The organism is Paraburkholderia fynbosensis, assembly GCF_902859935.1.
GTDB lineage: Bacteria > Pseudomonadota > Gammaproteobacteria > Burkholderiales > Burkholderiaceae > Paraburkholderia > Paraburkholderia fynbosensis.
In genome coordinates, this window is sequence record NZ_CADIKI010000006.1 from 281,243 (window position 1) to 296,105 (window position 14,863).

The 14,863-nt window shown below is 64.4% G+C and carries 16 protein-coding genes and 1 pseudogene; 4 read left to right on the forward strand and 13 right to left on the reverse strand.

Annotation, left to right across the window (positions count from 1 at the left end; translation table 11 throughout):
* Window positions 1–25: 25 nt before the first annotated feature.
* Both ltaE and HV770_RS12640 read right to left on the reverse strand, forming a co-directional pair.
* A complete protein-coding gene (gene ltaE / locus HV770_RS12635) occupies window positions 26–1,033 on the reverse strand; it encodes a low-specificity L-threonine aldolase (RefSeq protein ID WP_175160009.1) in 1,008 nt (335 codons plus the stop codon).
* Between the two features lie 217 nt (window positions 1,034–1,250).
* Entirely contained in the window at window positions 1,251–1,757 is a 507-nt protein-coding gene (locus tag HV770_RS12640) for a universal stress protein (RefSeq protein ID WP_175160011.1), read from the reverse strand.
* A 366-nt stretch (window positions 1,758–2,123) separates the two neighbouring features.
* Between HV770_RS12640 and HV770_RS12645 the strand changes: the two genes are divergently transcribed.
* The 3 genes from HV770_RS12645 (at window position 2,124) to HV770_RS12655 (ending at window position 5,622) form a co-directional block, all read left to right on the forward strand.
* Complete coding sequence (locus HV770_RS12645; RefSeq protein ID WP_175160013.1) at window positions 2,124–3,320, forward strand: HPP family protein; 1,197 nt, start codon at window positions 2,124–2,126, stop codon at window positions 3,318–3,320.
* A gap of 74 nt (window positions 3,321–3,394) precedes the next feature.
* Window positions 3,395–3,811, forward strand: coding sequence for a MarR family winged helix-turn-helix transcriptional regulator (locus HV770_RS12650; RefSeq protein ID WP_168662840.1), 417 nt, complete (start codon window positions 3,395–3,397; stop codon window positions 3,809–3,811).
* A 2-nt stretch (window positions 3,812–3,813) separates the two neighbouring features.
* On the forward strand, window positions 3,814–5,622 hold the full coding sequence (locus HV770_RS12655) for a chloride channel protein (protein WP_175160015.1): 1,809 nt from the start codon (window positions 3,814–3,816) through the stop codon (window positions 5,620–5,622).
* Between the two features lie 40 nt (window positions 5,623–5,662).
* Here HV770_RS12655 and HV770_RS12660 read toward each other — a convergent pair whose 3' ends face one another.
* From HV770_RS12660 to HV770_RS12675, 4 genes and pseudogenes are all read right to left on the reverse strand, one after another.
* Complete coding sequence (locus HV770_RS12660; protein ID WP_175160017.1) at window positions 5,663–6,067, reverse strand: hypothetical protein; 405 nt, start codon at window positions 6,065–6,067, stop codon at window positions 5,663–5,665.
* A 233-nt stretch (window positions 6,068–6,300) separates the two neighbouring features.
* Window positions 6,301–6,813 (reverse strand): annotated as a pseudogene (locus HV770_RS12665) (DUF4142 domain-containing protein).
* A gap of 279 nt (window positions 6,814–7,092) precedes the next feature.
* Complete coding sequence (locus HV770_RS12670; protein WP_175160019.1) at window positions 7,093–7,863, reverse strand: peptidoglycan DD-metalloendopeptidase family protein; 771 nt, start codon at window positions 7,861–7,863, stop codon at window positions 7,093–7,095.
* A gap of 155 nt (window positions 7,864–8,018) precedes the next feature.
* The gene (locus HV770_RS12675) at window positions 8,019–8,330 is read right to left on the reverse strand and encodes a cupin domain-containing protein (RefSeq protein WP_168662846.1); all 312 of its coding nucleotides are present in this window, start codon (window positions 8,328–8,330) and stop codon (window positions 8,019–8,021) included.
* Between the two features lie 262 nt (window positions 8,331–8,592).
* Between HV770_RS12675 and HV770_RS12680 the strand changes: the two genes are divergently transcribed.
* Window positions 8,593–8,913 (forward strand): hypothetical protein, encoded by a 321-nt coding sequence (locus HV770_RS12680; protein ID WP_175160021.1) that lies wholly within the window; start codon window positions 8,593–8,595, stop codon window positions 8,911–8,913.
* Window positions 8,914–9,199: 286 nt separating this feature from the next.
* Here the strand turns inward: HV770_RS12680 and HV770_RS12685 are convergent, their stop codons facing one another.
* The 7 genes from HV770_RS12685 to HV770_RS12715 all read right to left on the reverse strand — a co-directional run bounded on the left by HV770_RS12685 (window position 9,200) and on the right by HV770_RS12715 (window position 14,834).
* A complete protein-coding gene (locus HV770_RS12685) occupies window positions 9,200–9,517 on the reverse strand; it encodes a DUF4148 domain-containing protein (RefSeq protein ID WP_175160023.1) in 318 nt (105 codons plus the stop codon).
* Window positions 9,518–9,777: 260 nt separating this feature from the next.
* A complete protein-coding gene (gene gndA, locus HV770_RS12690; RefSeq protein WP_175160024.1) occupies window positions 9,778–11,190 on the reverse strand; it encodes an NADP-dependent phosphogluconate dehydrogenase in 1,413 nt (470 codons plus the stop codon).
* Between the two features lie 291 nt (window positions 11,191–11,481).
* The gene (locus HV770_RS12695) at window positions 11,482–12,117 is read right to left on the reverse strand and encodes a DUF938 domain-containing protein (RefSeq protein WP_175160026.1); all 636 of its coding nucleotides are present in this window, start codon (window positions 12,115–12,117) and stop codon (window positions 11,482–11,484) included.
* A 14-nt stretch (window positions 12,118–12,131) separates the two neighbouring features.
* Window positions 12,132–12,737 (reverse strand): pyridoxamine 5'-phosphate oxidase family protein, encoded by a 606-nt coding sequence (locus tag HV770_RS12700; RefSeq protein ID WP_175160027.1) that lies wholly within the window; start codon window positions 12,735–12,737, stop codon window positions 12,132–12,134.
* Window positions 12,738–12,864: 127 nt separating this feature from the next.
* Window positions 12,865–13,734 (reverse strand): NAD-dependent protein deacetylase, encoded by an 870-nt coding sequence (locus HV770_RS12705; RefSeq protein ID WP_175160028.1) that lies wholly within the window; start codon window positions 13,732–13,734, stop codon window positions 12,865–12,867.
* 50 nt (window positions 13,735–13,784) lie between these two features.
* Window positions 13,785–13,988 carry an oxidoreductase-like domain-containing protein gene (locus HV770_RS12710; protein ID WP_175160029.1) on the reverse strand — a complete coding sequence of 68 codons (204 nt, stop codon included), beginning with the start codon at window positions 13,986–13,988 and terminating at the stop codon, window positions 13,785–13,787.
* An 81-nt stretch (window positions 13,989–14,069) separates the two neighbouring features.
* A complete protein-coding gene (locus tag HV770_RS12715; RefSeq protein WP_175160030.1) occupies window positions 14,070–14,834 on the reverse strand; it encodes an SDR family oxidoreductase in 765 nt (254 codons plus the stop codon).
* Window positions 14,835–14,863: the final 29 nt, after the last annotated feature.

Sequence of the window (14,863 nt, forward strand, 5' to 3'; positions counted from 1 at the left end):
CTTCGCATGCTTAACCTGGCACCGCTCAACGCGCCGCGAAATACCCCTTCACGGCGGCGATGAACGTGTCGATATCGGCACGCGACACGTCTTTATGCGTGACGAAGCGCGACGCGTACAGCATCTGCGTGAGGATGCCGCGCTCCTTGAGCCACGCTTCGAGCGGCGCACAATGCTGCTGCGGAAACTGCGCGAACACCATGTTCGTCGCGACCGACTGCACCTTCACCTGTTCGATCGACTCCAGACCCGCGGCCAGATGCGCAGCGTTCGCGTGGTCGTCGGCGAGACGCTCGACGTTGTGATCCAGCGCATATAGGCACGCCGCCGCCAGCACGCCGGCCTGGCGCATGCCGCCGCCTAGCACCTTGCGCCAGCGGTGCGCCACGTCAATCAGCGCCTGGCTGCCGACCAGCACGGAGCCCACCGGCGCGCCCAGTCCCTTCGAAAAACAGATCGAGACGGAATCGAACGGCTCGCACAGCGCCGCGACCGGCTTGCCCGACGCGACTGCCGCGTTGTAGACGCGCGCGCCGTCGAGATGAACCGCGAGGCCCCGCTGACGCGCGAGCTGCACCGCCTCGGCGACATAGCCGGCCGGCAGCACCTTGCCGCCGATGGTGTTTTCCAGCGCCAGCAAACGCGTGCGCGCAAAGTGGTCGTCAATGGGCTTGATCGCGGCGGCGATCTTCTCGAGGGGGATCGAACCGTCGGCGGCATTTTCGAGCGGCTGCGGCTGGATGCTGCCGAGCACCGCCGCGCCGCCGCCTTCGTATTTGTACGTGTGAGCCAATTGGCCGACGATGTATTCGTCGCCGCGCGCGCAGTGCGCCATCAATGCCGCGAGATTGCTTTGTGTGCCGCTCGGGAAGAACAGGCCGGCTTCCTTGCCGGCGCGTTCGGCGACCGCGGCTTGCAGACGCATTACGGTGGGGTCGTCGCCCCAGACGTCGTCGCCGACTTCAGCGGCCGACATGGCCGCGAGCATCGGCGGAGTCGGGCGGGTTACGGTATCGCTGCGCAAATCGATCATTGTGTGTCCCTGTGCGTCCATAAATGACAGCCTATGCCCGCCGGCAGCGCGCCCTTTAATCCTGCGGCGAGGGAGCGCGGCGTTGGCGGGTGAGCCGTGTATTCTGCTTTTTGGTTTTTGTTTTGTCACTGGTGCAGCGCAGCACTCAACGGCAAGGACATGCGATAACCGGGCGCGGCGGCCCGCTCCCATGGCATGCAATTGCAGCAAATTTGCGCTAGGAATGCTCGACAGGGCGCGTCGTCTCACCTGCGCCCGAGCTGCCGGCCACCGCTGCGTGCGGACCGATTTCCGGTCCCATCGTGACGAGCACGCTGCAACCGACCCGGTCCAGCAGCAGGCCGTCGCTTCTGCCGCCCCACCAGCGCGCGAGCCGGCTCGAATGACGGTGCCCGACGACGATCAGATCGACCTTCAGTTCGTTTGCCAGCAGCGGAATCTGATCCAGCGGATCGCCGATGGCGAAATGCCCGCGCGCGATGATTCCGCGCGCGGCGAGTTTCTGCAACCCTTCGTCGAGCAAACTTCTGGCCGAATCGGTGATGAGATCGATGGGCACGGCGGAGGTAATGTCAGCGCCTTGCATCCACGCGGAATTGTTGAGGACGGAGAGAACGTGCACGTCCGCGTGAAGCTCCTGAGCCAGAGAAGCGCCGTCCTTCAACGCGTGCTGCCCCTCCCGGGTTCCGTCGTAACAGAGAAGAATGCGGTTGAATGTCGGCATGTCATTTCTCCCTGTGCTTTGCGTTTGCGAAACGCGACAACACGCCCGCTTCTCGTACGACAGAGGCAAACACGAGGCGCCACGCTCGACGCCAATAGTGCATAGCCCCAGCGCCAGCACATTCTCAGTTCATTGTATGTCATTTTGTGATATATGAGCCGCCTCGCATGCGAAGGTGAAAATGGTTGCGAGAGAACTCGGCCAGCAATGCTCAATCGTCATGCTCAAATCGCGCATCGCTAGACTTGATCTGTAGGACGAAACGCCATTGCCGCTCGCCGCGGAACAGATTGGGGTCAGTTTTTATATCACAATGCAATATAATGACCGCCAAAGAGCACTCGTGTTGCCAGGGTTTCCCCGGTAATGCCGGTCACATCATCAACTCCTTTCCCCCTCCAGACTTTGTTCCGCTCCATTGCCCTGCGCTGGCTAGCCAGCTTCATTCCCGCACCGGTCGCCGTGAAATGGCAGGAGCGCGCCCGCTCCTGTCTCGGCGCGCTGCTCGGCATCGCATTCACCGGCGGCTCTACGTATCTGCTGCTGGGGCCGGCCGCGAACATCCCGCTGCTCGTCGCGCCGATGGGCGCATCCGCCGTGCTGTTGTTTGCCGTGCCGGCCAGTCCGCTCGCGCAGCCCTGGTCGATCGTCGGCGGCAATCTGGTGTCGGCGACGATCGGCGTGACCTGTGCCCATGCAATCGCCGACCCGACCTTGGCCGCGGCGCTCGCGGTCGCGCTGTCGATCGGCGGGATGTTTGCGTTGCGCTGCGTTCACCCGCCGTCGGGCGCAGTCGCATTGACGGCGGTGCTGGGTGGGCCCGCCATTCATGCGCTGGGCTACCGGTTCGTGCTGGAGCCGATTGCGCTCCAGTCGGTTGCGCTGCTCGCCGCGGCGCTCACGTATCACGCCGTCACCGGCCATCGCTACCCGCACGCGGGGCGGCAGAACCGTAGCGCGCCAGCCGACGACGCGTCGCGCGGCGGCTTCACGCGCGCGGATCTCGACACGGTGTTGAAGCGCCGCGGCGAAATGCTGGACATCGATCCGGACGATCTCGAATCGCTGCTGCGCGAAACGCAGCTTCAGGCCTTCTCGCGCAGTTTCAACGAACTTCGCTGCGAAGACATCATGTCCCGTCACGTGGTGACGGTCTCCGTGACCACGCGCGCGACGACTGCGTGGGGTCTGTTGAAACGCAACAAGGTCAAGGCGCTCCCCGTTATCGATGCCGATCAGAAGCTGATCGGCATCGTGACGCGAACCGACCTTGTCGATAAGCGGGTTTTCAGCAAGTTCGCGCCGATCACCACACACATCGACGGCTGGCTGCGGGGCGACGCGCGCCGCCCTCCGGCCGTCGGCCACGTGATGAGTACCGAGATGCGCACAATCCCGGCCTCGGCGCCGATCACCGACCTCGTGCCGATGTTCGCCCATCACGGCCACCACCATATTCCGGTGCTCGATGCCGCCGGGCATCTGATCGGCATGATTACGCAGGTGGACCTGATCTCCGGCCTCTACCGCCAAACCGTGATGAAGGCACAGCAGACTGCCTGACGGCATCCGGCAGCAGGAGCGAATGCATCACTTTGTGATATATTCAACGTTTTATCTGTATGCACAGGGCTCCCATGAAAGTACGGACGCGCGGACTGACGAAACCCGACTTCGAGCAACTCTCGGAGTTTCGCTATCAGATGCGGCGCTTCGAGCGCTTCTCTGAACAGGCCGCGCAGAGCGAGGGCATCACGCCGTTGCAGTATCTGTTGCTGCTGCACATCAAGGGGTACCCCGGGCGCGACTGGGCGAGCGTCGGCGAACTCGCCGAGCGGCTGCAGTCGCAGCATCACGGCGTCGTCGCGCTGGTGTCGCGCTGCGAGGCACTCAATCTGGTGCGCCGCCAAGTCAGCGAAACCGATCGCCGGCAGGTGGAAGTGCACCTTGAAAAAGCGGGCGAGCGCGTGCTCGCGAGACTCGCGGAACTGCACCGCGCCGAATTGAAATCGCTCGAGGGCGCTTTCCAGATTCCACAGATCGACTTCGACTAATCATGAGCATGGATTCCCACAAGCGTGATTTTTCGGCCAACGCCCGGCTGCCTGGCATTTTTGCGCTGGCCGCGTGCATCGGCATGGTCAGCACACTGGCCGCATTCGTGTTGCTGAACCTGATTCATCTGTTCACCAACCTGTTCTTCTTCGGCACACTGTCGTTCGCCGAACGTTCGCCTGCCGAAAACACGCTCGGCCTTTGGGTGATCGGCGTGCCGGTGATCGGCGGCCTGATCGTCGGGCTGATGGCCCGTTATGGCTCGGAAAAAATCCGCGGGCACGGCATTCCCGAGGCGATCGAAGCGATCCTGTTCGGCAAGAGCAGGATGTCGCCGAAGGTGGCCGTGCTCAAGCCGCTGTCGTCAGGCATCGTGATCGGCAGCGGCGGCCCATTCGGCGCGGAAGGTCCGATCATCATGACCGGCGGCGCACTGGGCTCGCTGATCGCGCAATGCGTGAAGGTCACGGCGGCGGAACGCAAGACGCTGCTGGTGGCGGGCGCCGCCGCCGGCATGACCGCGGTGTTCGGCACGCCGGTGGCGGCCCTACTGCTCGCGGTCGAACTGCTGCTGTTCGAGTGGCGCCCGCGCAGCTTCCTGCCTGTGGCGGTGGCCTGTGCGGTGGCCGGTTTCGCCCGCGCGCTGTTCTTCGGCACGGGCCCGTTGTTCCCGCTCGAAACCGCCGCACCGGACGGCTGGTCGCTGCTCTCCTGCGTGGTCGCCGGACTGCTGTCGGGCGCGCTCGCTTCCGGACTTTCCGCCGCGCTGTACAAGACGGAAGACCTGTTCGGCAAACTGCCGGTCCACTGGATGTGGTGGCCCGCGTTGGGCGGGATCGTGGTCGGCATCGGCGGATGGCTCGAACCGCGCGCGCTTGGCGTCGGTTACGACGTGATCGGCGATCTGCTGCATCAGCACATCGCATTGCAGGTCGCACTCCTGCTGCTAGCGGTGAAGGCCGTCATGTGGGTCGTCGCGCTCGGGTCCGGCACTTCCGGCGGCGTGCTCGCGCCGCTGCTGATGCTCGGCGCCGGCCTCGGCGCAGTGCTCTCGCACTGGCTGCCGGGCAACCAGCCGGCGTTGTGGCCGCTCGTTTGCATGGCCGCCACGCTCGGCGCCACCCTCGGTGCGCCGTTGACGGCGATCGTGTTCGCGTTCGGGCTCACTCACGACAGCAACGCACTGCTGCCGCTCCTGACTGCGACGCTGATCGCGCACGGCTTTTCGACGGTTGTGATGCGTCGCTCAATCATGACCGAGAAAATCGCGCGCCGTGGTTACCACATCTATCGCGAGTATGGCGTCGATCCGCTCGAGCGTCATTACGTCGACGAGGTGATGACGACCACGGTCGAATCGATCGACGCGGAGATAGTGGTCGGCGACGCGCTGTCGACGTTTTTCGGCGCCAGCCAACTGCGCCGGGCCTATCCCGTCGTCCGTGACGGCGCGGTGATCGGCGTGGCCGACCGCGCATTGCTCGAACGCTTCTGCGCTAAAGACAGTGAAGCCGAAGCGGCGAAGCGCGCGCTCAAGCTCGCCGACGTGTTCGACCAAACCACCCCCGCGTTTGCGTTGCCGTCGGAAACCTGCCGCCTTGTCGCGACGCGGCTGGCCGTGCACAATCTCGAACGATTGCCCGTGGTGGCCGACCACGAGAGCATGCGCCTCGTTGGCATCGTGTCGCGCAGCGATCTGGTCAAACCGTCGCTCAGCCATTTCGAAGAAGAGCACAAACGGGAGCGTTTTCGGCGCCTGACACCGGCGCGCGGCAAGCGGCGCTTTGCGCCGGTTCGCAAAGCGGGCTGAAAAAGGCGCATCGGAATCGGGCTGTTTGCGCGCAGCGGCGCTACTTGCCCGCGCCGCGCTCGCTGACACAACTCAGCACGAGTGTGTCACCCCATCTCACTGCGGAACCGAGTGCGGCCGTATGGAACTCCGCACTGTCGCAACGCCACTCGGCCACGAAGTCATTGCGACATGCACCCGTCGAGCGGCCTTTTTGCGGGGCGCGCGGCAAGTATTCGCACGTCGTCCGGCCGTTACATCGATGCGCCATCTCACGAGTGACATTACCGTGTAGCGCTCCGCAGCTCTGGCCATATGTGCCCGATACGATGCTGATCGTTCGCCCTTCCGCTTTCGCTTCCAGGGTTGCAGCCAGGACGAAGCCGACCGACACGGCCAACATGCAGCGAATGGTCCCGGCGGGGAAGATCTTTTCGCCGATCAAATACTTAGGGTCGCTGATCATTTGCCGCCTCCTTTAATCACATAGCGAACCGCACCGGCTAACACCGGCCACAGCGCGCCGCCGCGCTGTCCGGGAAATTCCAATCGTCTGCTTTCATTCCATCGAAGTCGGCATTCGTGCCGGGGTCGACCATCGGAATAATGTTCTGACGCCGGGCACTGCCCCTTACGCGACAGCAAGGATCAAGCCGCCCGTACGCGCGAGTGTTCGTAGCGTGCCCGCAGCACGGCATCTCAGCGTCCACTCTTGCCCAGTTCCGCCTGTAGGTGCCTCGCGTGCTCCCGGAACGCGACAAACGCCGGCCGCACCTGGACGAGAAGCGCTTTCAATTCATCGTTGTGAGCAACCGGACTCAGGGTCTTGTCGAGCGCATCGAACACGCTCTCGTGGTGGGCCACTTCTTGATCAATATACGCCCGATCGAAAGCCATGCCTGTGAGGGTCTTCAATGTAGCGAGGTTCCGCCACCTTGCTTGAGGCTTGGACCGGAGGCTTATCCTCGGGCGTCACGCCGAGCTTGTGCACGCGTCGGCGGCAGCCTTGTTGACGCCCCTATGCTCGGGGAGCATGCGCTGCGCGAACGCCTCGACGTCCTTCGAGCCAGACTTCGATTCCGCGAGCTTGCCCGCGTCGATATCGACCTGATTGACGCTCACCACGATCGCCGCGATCTGAGGACCGATGTGACCGGCGCTCTGCGCATAGCCCGTGAAGCTGGCCAGAGTGAGAGCCCGGAACAGGGTCATGTTGAGCCACTTCACGAGATGTCTCCCGGATGATCGTCGCGGGCCTGGCTGGCGGACGCTGTCCAGATCCGATGCGATCGTTGATATGGACCTGGACGTCACCGGGAGGAGCGCTGTTTCCGCATGCTTCACACGCTTCACGCACGCTTCATGCGTTGAGTGCGGCGGCTACGGGCTCCGGTAGCCGCACGCAATGCTTCCAACTCGCTTGCGCGTCACGCCTATGCGTTCATCGACGCAGTGCCAGAGCGCGCCACGCCCAAGCCGGGCTGCGACAGCTCACCCACCTGATTTCGGCAGCCAGCTGAGCGGATCGACGGGCTGCCCGTTGTAGCGGACTTCGAACTGGATCGACGCGACGCCGCGGCTGTCCATCCCCACCTCGCCGATGGTCTGCCCTTGTGCGACCGCATCACCTTCCTTGACGAGCAGCGTGCTGTTCTGACCGTATGCGGTGATCAGCGAGTCGTCATGCTTGATGATGATGAGCGGACCATACGCCTCAATACCGGAGCCTGCGTAGACCACACGGCCGGTTGCAGCAGCTTTGACCGGATCGCCGGGGCGCCCACCGATCACGATGCCGTTCGACTTGCCCTGCGCGAAGGCCTTCAGGATCGGCCCGCGTAGCGGCCACTGCAACACGCCCTGCTGCGGGCCGGCGGAGGCGGTGGGCGCAGCGGGCGCAGCACCCGGCGCGACCGGGGCAACGCCGACCGGCGGCGTAACGACGCTGCCGGAGGCCATCGGCGGAGACACACGCAACACCTGACCCGGCGTGACCGGCGAGTTGACCGCGAGACCGTTCCATGCGGCGATCTCCTGCGGCTTGCGGCCATACGCCGACGCGATGCCGCCGATCGTATCGCCCGCATTGACCCGGTAGAAACCGGCGGGAACCGGCACCGTGCCGAGGGTGGTCGGGCTGGACGGCGCGCTGCTGTAGAACGGTGTGCTCTCCCAGGGCATGGACGTACAGCCGCTGAACATCACGCCGAGCGCGGCCACTGTCAGCCAGCGCGTCCCCGCCAATTGCCATTGTCTTGTCATGTGATTTTCCTCGACACCTGTTTCAATCGGATTCAACCGATGCCCTAGCATTTATCGTGCCGCCGCGTCCGGCACCGGCGCGGCAATGACTCTCCATTATGCCGCCGTGCCGACGGGCGACGGTGTGGGCATGGCCTCAACCTGCGGAAGTTCGTTCAGACGCTGCCTTGCGCTTCGACCACCAGGATGCGCGCCGCGCCGATCGGATGAGCCACGTGCTCGGTGCCCACCGACGCGTAGAACACATCGCCGGTTTCCAGCACCGCCGAGCGCTCGACGCCGTCCTCGCGATAGCGCATCTCGACGCGGCCATCGAGCACGGCGAACACTTCCTCGCCATCGTTGACGTGCCACTTGTACGGCTGATCGGTCCAATGCAGGCGCGTGGTGATGCCGTTCATGCTGGCGATGTCGAGCGCGCCCCAAGGACGCGTCGCGGTAAAGCTCTTGCTGCGGATGATCTTCATGGTCAAAGGGCAGTTGAGAGAAAACGGACGCCGCCGGGCGCTTTCCTGGCGCGCATACCGCGGCCGCGCAGGCTGGCGCAGCAGGCTTTCGACTGGCCCCATTATAGGTCGGAGAGCGGGTCGGACAGCACCGGCGCCTTCCGCCACCAGCTCACCTGGCCGATTCGTGTGATTATTGAAACCTCTCAGGCCTCGCCTATACTCCCTCAAGCTGCGCGAAACACACCCTACGTCTACGTCTGGACCCTGCGAGGAGCGGAGCATGAACAAAGCCACCTTTCTGGCTGTGCAACTCAACGTCGACGACGTTGCTGCGTCGCCCGGTCTGGTCGAGTTGCTGAACACGCACCTCGTTTTCGCCGCCGACGTGGCCGAAGCCGCCGACGCCCTGGTGCAATTGGCCAGCATCGCGGGGCTGTCGAGCGGGGTCGAAGCCAGCGTCGAGATTCCGGCGTTGGCGATCGAGCGGCTGCGCGAGGCGCTGGACAACCTGAGCGGCTACGACGAATCCTGGCTGCTCGCCCTCGAACCCAGCCGCGCGCTCTTCGATCAAATAGGCCGCCGTCATCGTTCGTTGCATTAGCAGGGGTTACGCAGTGCCTACAGGTCCCGCGCTGTCGCTCGCTTCGCTAGTGCCACGGTAGGAGCGCTGTGGGCACGCATAGGTGGCAACACGCGCGGGTCGGAGCAATGGCTTTGTCTGGCCGCGGGTTACGCCTTGACCCAATCGCCGACAGCCGCGTTGAGAGCCTCGACCGAGTCTGACCCAGCGCCGTAAACGACAAAACGCCATCCAGCAAACCGGATGGCGTTTTTTATTGCTCGCCGCCTTATCGATCGGGCGGCGCCTTCATCAGCTTCGGCGCAACTTAGTTGCCGAAGTAGACCGAGTGACGGTCGGTGTTGCTCACCGGACGGCCGGCTTGCGAAGTGCCAGCCATCGGCGCGCCGTAGCCGCTGTTCGCAGCTTGAGCCGTACCGTTTTGTGCATCGACGCGCGCTTGCGCAGCCTGGATGCTCGCCGGGTAAGCGAAGTTGTCGTTCGCCGGGTTGTAGCCGGCCTTTTCGAGTTGCACCAGTTCAGCGCGAACCTGAGCGCGGGTCACCGGCTGATTCGATTGGGCAAACGATGCGACAGGAGCAACCAGAGCGGCGGCGACGACAACTGCAGAGATCAGGGTCTTCATGATTAAACCTCCATAACTTGTTGTGTAGTGCGCTTTGGGGTTGTTCTCCTGCAGCGCTTGAGTACAAGTTTAAGAGGGTTGATACCTAGGGTAAATACCTAACGCAACGAAACTCTGTTGTCGCTTTTGCAATAGTGTTGAAACGAATGACCATCATGCGAAATCGTTCAGCGGATTCCGGCAACAATATAATGGTGTCGGAATTTGAACAACGACGCGACCCGCCGCCGCGACGACGGCGGCAGGTCGCGATTCGAACGTCAGCTCCAGTTCGCGTGGAAGCTGCCCGGCTTGTCGGTGCGCTCGAACGTATGCGCGCCGAAGAAGTCGCGCTGCGCCTGCACGAGGTTCGCCGGCAGGCGTTCTGAGCGATAGGCGTCGAAGTACGCCACCGCCGACGCGAAAGCCGGCACCGGCACACCCGCATTGATCGCGGCCACCACGACCTCGCGCAACGCCGACTGATAGTTCTTCGCGATGTCGCGGAAGTACGGATCGAGCAGCAGATTCGCGATCGCTTTGTCCTTCGAATAGGCGTCCGTGATCTTCTGCAGGAAACGGGCGCGGATGATGCAGCCGGCGCGGAAAATCTTCGCGATCGTGCCGAAATCGAGGTCCCACTTGTACTCTTCCGATGCCGCGCGCAGTTGCGCGAAGCCTTGCGCGTACGAAATCACCTTGCTCAAGTACAGCGCCCGGCGCACCGCTTCGATGAACTCGTCACGCTTGCCACCTTCGAGCGGCTTCGCCTGCGGCCCCTCCAGCACCTTGCTCGCGGCCACGCGCTGATCCTTCAGCGACGACAGCACGCGCGCGAACACGGCTTCGGTGATCAGCGGCAGCGGCGCGCCGAGGTCGAGCGCGTTCTGGCTGGTCCACTTGCCGGTGCCCTTTTGAGCGGCGCGGTCGAGAATCACGTCGACCAGATCCTTGCCGGTTTCCTCGTCCTTCTTGCTAAAGATCTTCGAGGTGATTTCGATCAGATAGCTGTCGAGCTCGCCCTGATTCCACTCGGTGTAGACCTTGCCCAGCTCTTCGTTCGACAAGCCGACGACCTGCTTGAGCACCGCATAGCTTTCGGCAATCAGCTGCATGTCGCCGTATTCGATACCGTTGTGCACCATCTTCACGAAGTGGCCCGCGCCGTCCGGACCCATGTACGCGACGCACGGCTCGCCATCCGGCGCCTTCGCGGCGATCTCGGTGAGGATCGGGGCGACCAGGTCGTACGCTTCGCGCTGGCCGCCCGGCATGATCGACGGGCCTTTGAGCGCGCCTTCCTCACCGCCGGACACGCCGGTGCCGATGAAATGCAGACCGGCTTTCGCGAGTTCCTGATTGCGGCGGATGGTGTCGGTGAAATGCGTGTTGCCGCCGTCGATCAGAATGTCGCCCTTGTCGAGCAGCGGCTTGAGCGAGGCAATGGTGGCGTCGGTGCCCTCGCCAGCCTTGACCATCAGCAGAATACGGCGCGGCTTTTCCAGCGACTCCACGAAGTCTTCCAGCGTGAAGGCCGGCACCAGCTTCTTGTCCGGATATTCGGCGATGAGTTCGTCGGTTTTCTCGCGGCTACGGTTGTACACCGACACCGCGTGGCCGCGGCTCTCGATGTTGAGCGCCAGATTGCGGCCCATGACCGCCAGCCCCACCACGCCGATTGCCTGTTTGCCCATGTGAATTCTCCAGAGTCCAAAAATGTCGTGACGCCGCGCCGGAAGGAAGGTCGGCGCGGCGTCGAGGGTGAAAGGATAAAAGAAATGCGCACTTGCCGCTCGTTGGCGGGCAACAGGCGGTGTTTTCCACTGCATGCGGCCGGCCCGACGCCGCTTCATGATTCGCTTCGTGGCAGCCTTCATGACGCCTCGATGCGCGCCGCCACGTCGCGGTGACTGATGAAGCAGGCCGGTTTTCGCCCGCGAAACAACCGTGTGCCCGAGTCGCGCCGCGGCCGAATCCGACGTTCGTCAGACCTGCGCCGCGCCCGGGCGTTTCCTGAACACCAGGCTGAAATTATTGGCGGGCATCGCGATCGGCTCGTCGCACACGAGCCCCACCGACGCACCGAGCGCGATCACCGTTTCCATGTCGCGCACGCCCCACTCGGGGTCGCGGCTGCGCAATTGCTGATCGAACGCTTCGTTGCTCGGCGCCGTATGCGCACCCCCGCGTTTGTACGGACCATACAGATACAGTACACCGCCATCGACGAGACGACGGCTCGCGCCCGCGAACAACGCCTCCGCCGCGCTCCACGGCGAGATGTGAATCATGTTGATGCAGACCACCGCGTCGAGCGCAGCATCCACGCCCCAGTCCGGCTGGTGCACGTCCAGAGCGAGCGGCGCGCGCACGTTGCGCAGACCCTCGTGCGCGATCCAAGCGGCAATCGACGCGCGCGCGCCGGCGTCGGCGTCGCTCGGCTGCCAGTCCAGCCCGGGTAGTGCGCCCGCGAAGCACATCGCGTGCTGGCCCGTGCCACTCGCGATTTCAAGCACGCGGCCGGTGGCGGGCAGCGCGTCGCGCAGCACGGCGAGGATCGGTTCGCGATTGCGCTCCGCGGAAGGCGAACGTTGCCGCAGCGCCGGGTGGGAATCAGTCATGGGTGGCTTGTGTGTCAATAGAGGGTCGTGCGCACGCGTTCTGCGAGCTCGCGGTCGTAGGTGGCGGCGTCGAAGCCGGCGCCGTTCAGGCGCCGATGAATCTCGCCCGCGCTCGGCAGCTGCGAGCGTTCGACGTGCCGCGCCGGGTCCCACAGTTTCGAACGCGCGAGCGCCTTCGAGCAGTGAAAATATACCGAGTCGACGTCGATCAGCAGCACGGTGCGCGGCAGTTTACCTTCGACGGCGAAACTGTCCAGCCATTCGGGGTCGCTGGTAATCCGTCCGCGGCCATTCACGCGCAAACTTTCGCCGACGCCGGGAACGATGAACAGCAACGCCAGCCGCGGCTCGACGATGATATTGCGCAGACTGTCGAGGCGATTGTTGCCGATGCGATCCGGCAACGCGAGCGTGCGTTCGTCGACGATCCGCACGAAGCCCGGCGCGTCGCCGCGCGGCGAACAGTCGAGGCCGTTCGGGCCGGCCGTGGCCAGCACGGCGAACGGCGCGACTTCGATGAACGCGCGATAGTCTTCATTGACGTACGCGATCTCCTTGCGCAGCGCGCGCTCGTGCGGCTGGCCGTAGAGCGCTTCGAGCTGTTCGATCGTGGTCAACATCGGCGTTTCCTTTCGAGTTGCGTTTGTCATTCGAGCAACACGCGGGCGGCAGAAGCGAAGCGGCTTGTGGGGGCATCCCATGCGCGAATCACGCTGCGCGCTGCCGATCTTCGAACGCCCCCCCGGCTCAATCCAGCGCCAGCCGGCCGGCCAGCGCGCTCAGCGTATCCCCGCAAGGCGCGGCGAGCTTCAACGACAGCAACGGATCGGCGCGCGTGCGCCCCAGATTGATCGCGGCGATCGGCTTGCCCTGCCTTTGCGCCCACACGCAGAAGCGATAACCGGAATACACCATCAGCGACGAGCCGGCCACCAGCACCGCGTCCGCCGCATCGAGCGCATGCGAGGCCGCTTCGACGCGCTCCTTCGGCACGCTTTCGCCGAAGAACACCACGGCCGGCTTCAGCAGACCACCACAGTTCGGGCACGCCGGAATGCGGAAGCCGCCGAGATCGTGCCATTCGAGATGCGCGTCGCCATCGGCGGCGGTTTCGGCGGTCACGTCCAGCAGCGCGGGATTGTTCGCTTCCAGCGTCTCTTGGATCGACGCGCGCGCATGCTGCGTCCCGCAATCCAGACACGTCACGCCGTCGATGCCGCCATGCAGTTCGATCACCGCGCTGCTGCCCGCGCGCTGATGCAGGCCGTCGACATTCTGCGTCACCAGCGTCGGCACGCGGCCCGCCGCTTCGAGCCGGGCCAGCGCGGTATGCGCGGCGTTCGGCTGCGCCCGCGCGACCACCGGCCAACCGACCATGCTGCGCGCCCAGTAGCGCTGACGCATCGCGAGCGTGCCGAGGAACTCCTGCAGCGTGATCGGCGGCGAGCGCTTCCACTCGCCGTTGTCGTCGCGATAGCCGGGGATGCCCGAGTCGGTGCTGATGCCCGCGCCGGTCAGCACGAACAGGCGCGGATAACGCTGCATGAAGCGATGCAGGTCGTCGAGCGTGTGCGAGTCAGGCAAGCGTTCGAGAGGCGCGGGCTGAAGATCGGTCATGACGGAGCACGGGAAAGAGTGCGGCCTGGATGTGAAACCTCGCATGCCGCTCAACGAGGCGGGCGCGGCCTGGTTTGCCGCGTCGGTGTCGCATGCCGCGCCTGCCACTCGGCGAGCGCGATCCGATAGCGCGCGAGCGCTTCGTCGTAGAGATCGAAAATACAGGGACTGCAGCCGCTATGACAACAGTCGTCGAGGTCGGGCTGCTCAGGCGGCAACGGCTGCGGGTCGTCGCTGGGTGTGGCTCGGGGCACGGCGAATCGCGTTCCGTGAAAGACAGGAAGCGCCCAGTATAAGTCGATCCCGCATAGCGCGCTGTCGCCGCGCGCGCACGCTCAGCCCCGGCCGACGAACGGCATCTTGCTCGCCATGATGGTCATGAACTGCACGTTCGCCGACAACGGCAACTCGGCCATGTGCAGCACCGCGTCGGCGACGTGCCGCACGTCCATCAGCGGCTCGACGGCGATCTCACCGTTGGCTTGCCGCACGCCGCGCGCCATCCGCGCGGCCATTTCGGTTTCCGCATTGCCGATGTCGATCTGCCCGCACACGATGTCGTACTGACGGCCATCGAGCGACACGGCTTTCGTGAGGCCGGTGATCGCGTGTTTGGTGGCCGTATAGCCCACGCTGTTCGGCCGCGGCGCATGCGCGGAAATCGAGCCATTGTTGATGATGCGGCCGCCACGCGGGCTCTGCGTTTTCATCAGGCCGAAGGCGGCCCGCGTGCAGAGGAACACGCCGGTGAGATTGGTGTCGACAATGGAGCGCCATTCGTCGATATCGAGTTGATCGATATCAACGGGCGAGCCGTTGCGTCCCGCGTTGTTGAACAGCACGTCGAGCCGGCCGAAACGCTCCCGGATCTGATCGAACAGCGCCGCGACGCTGGCGGCATCCGTCACGTCGCAGGCGACGGCGAGCGCTTCGCCGTTCAGGTGCTGTGCTTCCTGCGCCACCGCATCGAGCGCCGCGTGGCGGCGCCCGGCCAGCACGACGTTATAACCGTGTTCGAGCAGCCTGAGCGCACATGCGCGTCCGATGCCGCTGCCTGCGCCAGTTACCAGCGCGATCTTTCTGACTTCTGTTTCCGTCACTGTGCGTCTCCTGTCGACCTCGATGCTCA

Bases quoted from the DNA above. Each gene is read 5' to 3' on its own strand.
- ltaE (WP_175160009.1), bottom strand. From the start codon at position 1,033: ATGATCGATTTGCGCAGCGATACCGTAACCCGCCCGACTCCGCCGATG.
- HV770_RS12640 (WP_175160011.1), bottom strand. From the start codon at position 1,757: ATGCCGACATTCAACCGCATTCTTCTCTGTTACGACGGAACCCGGGAG.
- HV770_RS12645 (WP_175160013.1), top strand. From the start codon at position 2,124: ATGCCGGTCACATCATCAACTCCTTTCCCCCTCCAGACTTTGTTCCGC.
- HV770_RS12650 (WP_168662840.1), top strand. From the start codon at position 3,395: ATGAAAGTACGGACGCGCGGACTGACGAAACCCGACTTCGAGCAACTC.
- HV770_RS12655 (WP_175160015.1), top strand. From the start codon at position 3,814: ATGAGCATGGATTCCCACAAGCGTGATTTTTCGGCCAACGCCCGGCTG.
- HV770_RS12660 (WP_175160017.1), bottom strand. From the start codon at position 6,067: ATGATCAGCGACCCTAAGTATTTGATCGGCGAAAAGATCTTCCCCGCC.
- HV770_RS12670 (WP_175160019.1), bottom strand. From the start codon at position 7,863: ATGACAAGACAATGGCAATTGGCGGGGACGCGCTGGCTGACAGTGGCC.
- HV770_RS12675 (WP_168662846.1), bottom strand. From the start codon at position 8,330: ATGAAGATCATCCGCAGCAAGAGCTTTACCGCGACGCGTCCTTGGGGC.
- HV770_RS12680 (WP_175160021.1), top strand. From the start codon at position 8,593: ATGAACAAAGCCACCTTTCTGGCTGTGCAACTCAACGTCGACGACGTT.
- HV770_RS12685 (WP_175160023.1), bottom strand. From the start codon at position 9,517: ATGAAGACCCTGATCTCTGCAGTTGTCGTCGCCGCCGCTCTGGTTGCT.
- gndA (WP_175160024.1), bottom strand. From the start codon at position 11,190: ATGGGCAAACAGGCAATCGGCGTGGTGGGGCTGGCGGTCATGGGCCGC.
- HV770_RS12695 (WP_175160026.1), bottom strand. From the start codon at position 12,117: ATGACTGATTCCCACCCGGCGCTGCGGCAACGTTCGCCTTCCGCGGAG.
- HV770_RS12700 (WP_175160027.1), bottom strand. From the start codon at position 12,737: ATGTTGACCACGATCGAACAGCTCGAAGCGCTCTACGGCCAGCCGCAC.
- HV770_RS12705 (WP_175160028.1), bottom strand. From the start codon at position 13,734: ATGACCGATCTTCAGCCCGCGCCTCTCGAACGCTTGCCTGACTCGCAC.